Origin of the sequence: Romboutsia sp. (assembly GCF_035470145.1) — a bacterium.
Taxonomy (GTDB): domain Bacteria; phylum Bacillota; class Clostridia; order Peptostreptococcales; family Peptostreptococcaceae; genus Romboutsia_D.
On sequence record NZ_DATIRC010000369.1, the window covers coordinates 1 to 2123 of the forward strand.

The window sequence follows — 2123 nt, forward strand, 5'->3', positions numbered from 1 at the left end:
TTGATGTTTATATATTTTAAACATCATGTTTAGTTACAATAATAAATGAGCAGGAGGTGGGACTATGGACATTGGTGAAAAAATAAAAAGAATGAGGATAGAAAAACAACTGACTCAAGAAGAATTAGCAAATAGATGTGAGTTGTCAAAGGGGTTTATATCTCAATTAGAAAATAATCTAACATCACCATCTATTGCTACCCTTATAGATATACTTGAAATTTTAGGTACAAACTTAAGGGAATTTTTTAATGAAATAGATGATGAAAGAATTTCTTTCACAAAAGATGATATGTTTGAAACAGAGGATGAAGATTTAAAATACACATTTAAATGGTTAATACCAAATTCTCAGAAAAATGAAATGGAACCTGTAATAATAACTTTATATCCAGGTGGTCAATATAAAGAAGAAAAACCTCATGAAGGGGAAGAGTTTGGCTATGTACTTGCAGGTGTTGTATATGTTCATATAGGAGAGAAAAAAAGTAAGGTAAGAAAAGGTGAAAGTTTTTACTTTAAACCAAGAGCAAATCACTATATATCAAATGCAGGAAAAACTACTGCAAAAGTGATTTGGGTTAGTACTCCACCGTCATTTTAGGGAATGAAAGTTAGTAATTAGTATAAAATATATGATGACTTAAAAGCTTTAGATAATGTATATTTAAACATAAAAAAATTTAACTTTATTGAGCTCTTGTGGTAGTATTACTTTTATTAGTAACAGTTATGATAAAAGATAGATTTTAACAATATACAGAATATGAAATGTATATAAAGATTTCTTGAATTCTATACATGATAAAATTAATAAATATAACGGACTATATATGTGGGGGAACATTTGATATATTATATAATATAAAAATGGTAAAAAAGCTAATTGATAGTTGTGATATATTATTGAATCCTAAATATAAGGTTGATATAATAATGTTTGATTCAGTTAGAGACACTATAGCAATTAAACTTAAAAAGATAGTATATAGTATATAAATACTATTAATTAAAAATAAATGGAACAAAAAGATTCAGTAATGGCCTATGTAAATGATGAAGTTAAAGATAGATTGTTAGGTGAAGATATAAAAATATATGATAGAGCATGGATTGAATTAAAGTCTAAGTAAAAAGAGCAGAAAATTTTCTACTCTTTTTATTTTTGTAGTGATGTAATTATATTGTCATGAATTAGGAGGGTATAATGGGGAAAAAAAAACTTAAACATCTAGGTAGGTATAAAAAAGTAAAAAAAAATATTAAAATATATATAAAAAAAATTGGAATTACAATTTGTGTATTAGTAAGTGTAAACGTGCTTTTTAATATTTCAAATTATATAGAAAATATAAATAAAACAAAAGATATATCATTAGAACAAAGTAAAGTAGATTTTATAGATAAAATTGAGAAGGGTGCAAAAAAAAGTTATAGGAAGTATGGAATATTTCCATCCGTAACAATAGCGCAAGCTATATTAGAATCAGGATGGGGAGAATCTCAATTAACAAAGGATAGCAATAATCTATTTGGAATAAAGGCTGATAGTAGTTGGGATGGAGAATATGTAGAGGTTATAACATCAGAAAATTATAATGACAAAGTAAACGCAAAATTTCGTAAGTATAATGATTTAAATGAATCTATAGAAGATCATGCTAAGTTTTTAGCAGAAAATAAAAGATATGGAGAACATGGAATATTTCAAGCCAAAAATTATAAACAACAAGCAGAAGCTTTACAAGATGCTGGATATAGTACTAAAAAAAACGAAAAAGGACAGCTTATATATGCTGAAATTCTAATAAATATAATAGAAAGCTATAATTTATATCTATTAGATAATAAACTATAGTATTACATTAATTCATAGTGAAAAATAATAATGATTATAAAAATTATAAAAAAATCATAAAAAAATGTTGACTTATTATTTAATGGATGATAATATTAATAATGTGCTCAAGACGAGCCGGTAAGAACTTTGAAAATTAAACAGTAGGTTAATTTATAGAATTGAAACAAACCAAACAAACAAAGCCAGATATATAACAGTATCTGAGCCCGTTAAACTTTTATTTGAGAGTTTGATCCTGGCTCAGGATGAACGCTGGCGGCGT

Annotated in this window: 3 protein-coding genes; all 3 read left to right on the forward strand. The window is 26.0% G+C overall.

The genetic code is table 11. The annotated features are described in order from the left end of the window. Positions 1-64: 64 nt before the first annotated feature. Positions 65-604 (forward strand): XRE family transcriptional regulator, encoded by a 540-nt coding sequence (locus tag VLM92_RS14585; RefSeq protein ID WP_325277052.1) that lies wholly within the window; start codon positions 65-67, stop codon positions 602-604. Between the two features lie 197 nt (positions 605-801). Then, positions 802-999 (forward strand): hypothetical protein, encoded by a 198-nt coding sequence (locus tag VLM92_RS14590; protein WP_325277053.1) that lies wholly within the window; start codon positions 802-804, stop codon positions 997-999. Positions 1000-1207: 208 nt separating this feature from the next. Further along, positions 1208-1858 carry a glycoside hydrolase family 73 protein gene (locus VLM92_RS14595; protein WP_325277054.1) on the forward strand — a complete coding sequence of 217 codons (651 nt, stop codon included), beginning with the start codon at positions 1208-1210 and terminating at the stop codon, positions 1856-1858. Positions 1859-2123 lie beyond the last annotated feature (265 nt).

Coding starts and splice junctions, on each gene's coding strand:
- VLM92_RS14585 (WP_325277052.1), top strand. CDS start 65: ATGGACATTGGTGAAAAAATAAAAAGAATGAGGATAGAAAAACAACTG.
- VLM92_RS14590 (WP_325277053.1), top strand. CDS start 802: ATGATAAAATTAATAAATATAACGGACTATATATGTGGGGGAACATTT.
- VLM92_RS14595 (WP_325277054.1), top strand. CDS start 1,208: ATGGGGAAAAAAAAACTTAAACATCTAGGTAGGTATAAAAAAGTAAAA.